Here is a 3,480-nt window from a genome sequence, read left to right as displayed (position 1 = left end):
CTCCCCCACCCCCCCCCCGTCCTTTTTTTTTTTTTTTTTCGTGGGGGGGGGGGGGGGGGGCGCCCCCCCCCCCCCCCCCTCCGGCGCCTCAAACCTGCAAGACACTCGAGACGAGGAGCTGCGTGTAGCCATGCTGCGGATCGTCCAGCACCTGGTCGGTGAGCCCCGTCTCCACGACGGCGCCCGACTTCATCACCATCAACCGGTCCGCCAGCAGCCGCACCACCGCAAGGTCATGGGTCACGATGATCGCCGACAGCCCCATCTCCCGCACCAGCCCGCGCAGCAGGTCCAGAAGCCGCGCCTGCACCGAGACGTCGAGCCCGCCCGTGGGTTCGTCCATGAAGACCAGCCGCGGCCCGGTGACGAGGTTGCGCGCGATCTGAAGCCGCTGCTGCATGCCGCCCGAGAAGGCGCGCGGCCGGTCGTCGACCCGATCCTCGGCGATCTCGACGCGGCCAAGCCAGTCCACCGCCTGTTCGCGGATGTCGCCGTAATGGCGCGCGCCCACGGCCATCAGCCGCTCGCCCACGTTGGCTCCGGCGCTCACCCCCATGCGCAGCCCGTCGCGGGCGTTCTGGTGCACGAAGGCCCAGTCGGTGCGCCCCAGCATCCGCCGCGCCGGCTCTGACATCTGCAGCGTGTCGACCGGCCCCTCGGCGCGGGTGTCGAAGATCACCTGCCCCTCATCCGGCGCCAGATGCCCCGCGAGGCAGTTCAAGAGCGTCGACTTGCCCGAGCCGCTCTCGCCCACGATCCCCATCACCTCGCCGGGGTAGAGATCGAAGCTCACGTCGCCACAGCCCAGCCGGGCACCGTAACGCTTGGTCAGATCCCTGACCTGCAAAAGGGGCGTCATGCCGCGTCCTCCCCGGAAAGCCGCCCGCGATGGCCCTCGGCCTGTCGCGCGGCGCAGAAATCGGTGTCCGAGCAGACGAACATGCGCCCGCCCGCGTCGTCGGTGATCACCTCGTCGAGATAGCTGGTGCCGCAGCCGCAAAGATCGCAATCGTGATCCGCCTTGCTGGGCTCGAACGGGTGATCCTCGAAATCGAGGCTGACCACCTGCGTGTAGGGCGGGATCGCGTAGATCCGCTGCTCGCGCCCGGCGCCAAAGAGCTGGATCGCCGCGCTCTCGAGCTTGGGGTTGTCGAACTTGGGGATCGGCGAAGGGTCCATCACGTAGCGCCCCTCGACCTTCACCGGATAGGCATAGGCGGTCGAGATCGCGCCGTTATGGGCGATGTCCTCGTAGAGCTTCACATAGATCAGCCCGTATTCCTCGAGCGCGTGCATCTTGCGGGTCTCGGTCTCGCGCGGCTCGAGAAAGCGCAGCGGCTCGGGGATCGGCACCTGGTAGACGAGGATCTGGCCCTCGGTGAGCGGCGTCTCGGGGATGCGGTGCCGGGTCTGGATGACGCTGGCCTGCACAGTGTGCTCGGTGGTCTCGACGCCCGCCGTGCGCTCGAAGAACTTGCGGATCGAGACCGCGTTGGTGGTGTCGTCGGCGCCCTGGTCGATGACCTTGAGCCGGTCCTCGGGCGTCAGGCAGGCGGCTGTGACCTGCACCCCGCCGGTGCCCCAGCCATAGGGCATCGGCATCTCGCGCGAGGCGAAGGGCACCTGGTAGCCGGGGATCGCCAGCGCCTTAAGCAGCGCGCGGCGGATCATCCGCTTGGTCTGCTCGTCGAGATAGGCGAAATTATAGGCCGGGTCGTGCTGCATCGCGGTCATTCCGCCGCCTCCTTCATGCTGCCCTGCGCGTCCCTGCGCATCTTCCGCACCAGTTCGAGCTCCGACTGGAAGTCGACGTAATGCGGCAGCTTGATATGTTCGAGAAAGCCGGTGGCCTGGATGTTGTCGGAATGCGCCAGCACGAATTCCTCGTCCTGCGCCGGCGCGCCGACATTCTCCTCGCCAAGCTCCTGCCAGCGCAGCGCCCGGTCGACCAGCGCCATCGAGATCGCCTTGCGCTCGGTCTGGCCGAAGACCAGCCCGTAGCCGCGGGTGAACTGCGCCGGCTCGGTCTTCGAGCCCATGAACTGGTTCACCGTCTCGCATTCGGTGAGGGTGACCTCGCCGATGCAGATCTCGAAGCCGAGCTCGGGGATCTCCATCTCGACCTCGACCGCGCCGATGCGCAGCTCTCCCACGAAGGGGTGGTTGCGGCCATAGCCGCGCTGGGTCGAATAGGCCATGCCAAGCACGAACCCCTCGTCGCCCCGGGTCAGCGCCTGCAGGCGCAGCGGCCGGTCGGCGGGGTATTCCATCGGCTGGCGGGTCATGTCGGGCGGCGTCTCGTCGCTGTGAACTTCGTCCTGTATCAGCCCGTCGCGGTTGAGAAACTCGGTGATGCGCGGGGTCGGCGCCTGCTGCGGTTCGCCGGTCTGTGCCACCGGTGCCGCGCCCTCGGCGGCGAGTTTGAAATCGAGCAGCCGGTGGGTGTAGTCGAAGGTCGGGCCAAGCACCTGCCCGCCCGGAGCGTCCTTGAAAGTCGCGCTGATGCGGCGGTCGCAGCGCATGTCGGAGGTCTCGACCGGGCGCGAGTGGCCGATGCGCGGCAGCGTCGTGCGATAGGCGCGGATCAGGAAGATCGCCTCGATCAGGTCGCCGCGCGCCTGCTTGATCGCCAGCGCCGCGAGATCGGGATCGTAGAGCGAGCCCTCCGCCATCACCCGGTTCACCGCGAGGCTCATCTGCTCGCGGATCTGCGCCAGAGACAGCTCGGGCACCTCCGGATCGCCCCGGCGCTCCTCGGCGAGCCACTCATGCGCCGCATCGATGGCGCGCTCGCCGCCCTTGACAGCCACATACATCAGAGCGCCTCCGTTCTGGTGGTGCGGGGCAGCGCCGCGAGGCGGTCTCCGCAGGTGAAATAGCAATCCCAGCCGAGCGGGAAGCGCTTGGCATTTCGCGCGAAGGCGTCGGTCTCGGGCAGCGACAGATGCGCCTCGGTCTCGATCCCCGGCCCGGTCAGGCGGGCGCCCGTGTTGCTCAGCTCCGTCCGCTCGACGATCAGCGTCACCGAGCGGTCGGGATACTCCGCCGTGCCGATGGCATAGGCGTCATGCGGGGCGAGCGCGTCCCAGCGCCCGATGGCAAACATCGCCTCCCCCGGCCCGACCAGCGGCGCGCCGACATGGAAGGCCAGCCAGTCGCGCAGGGCGGGCGTATCGTGGCCCGGTGCAAGGTAGAGCGGGGTCTCGCGGTCGCAGAGGGTGAGCAGCAGCACCGCCGCCGCGGGGCTCAGCGGCTCCGGGGCCGCAGCGCCCGAAACCTCGTGAATGCTGCCCGGCCGGGCCATCGCCTCGAGCGCGGCGCGGAAGGCCCGCGCGGCCTCGACCGGGGTGTCGGCGAAGCCGCCGCTCAGTGCGTCGTCGCGCATCAATCCTCTCCCCGAACCATTGTGAAGAACTCGACCTTGGTGGCCGCCGCCTTCGCCGCCCGCGCGCGCCGCGACGCCGCCTCGGCCTCGGCCAG

General features: G+C 69.0%; 4 protein-coding genes and 1 pseudogene. All 5 read right to left on the bottom strand.

All coding sequences use genetic code 11. The features are described 5' to 3' along the window. Positions 1-88: 88 nt before the first annotated feature. Entirely contained in the window at positions 89-859 is a 771-nt protein-coding gene (gene phnK / locus AC6RA4_RS21030; protein WP_500163660.1) for a phosphonate C-P lyase system protein PhnK, read from the bottom strand. Continuing rightward, a complete protein-coding gene (locus AC6RA4_RS21025; RefSeq protein ID WP_500163658.1) occupies positions 856-1,734 on the bottom strand; it encodes an alpha-D-ribose 1-methylphosphonate 5-phosphate C-P-lyase PhnJ in 879 nt (292 codons plus the stop codon). The genes phnK and AC6RA4_RS21025 overlap by 4 nt, the downstream gene beginning before the upstream one ends. Beyond that, a complete protein-coding gene (locus AC6RA4_RS21020; protein ID WP_500163656.1) occupies positions 1,731-2,816 on the bottom strand; it encodes a carbon-phosphorus lyase complex subunit in 1,086 nt (361 codons plus the stop codon). The genes AC6RA4_RS21025 and AC6RA4_RS21020 overlap by 4 nt, the downstream gene beginning before the upstream one ends. Beyond that, positions 2,816-3,385 carry a phosphonate C-P lyase system protein PhnH gene (gene phnH, locus AC6RA4_RS21015; protein ID WP_500163654.1) on the bottom strand — a complete coding sequence of 190 codons (570 nt, stop codon included), beginning with the start codon at positions 3,383-3,385 and terminating at the stop codon, positions 2,816-2,818. Before phnH ends, AC6RA4_RS21020 begins: the two co-directional genes overlap by 1 nt. Further along, positions 3,385-3,480, bottom strand: a pseudogene (locus tag AC6RA4_RS21010) (phosphonate C-P lyase system protein PhnG); the annotation flags it as partial. The gene phnH and the pseudogene AC6RA4_RS21010, both read right to left, overlap by 1 nt.

The organism is Salipiger sp. (assembly GCF_059781815.1).
Note: the sequence above shows the minus strand (reverse complement) of the source record. Positions and strands in the feature narration are given on the sequence as shown.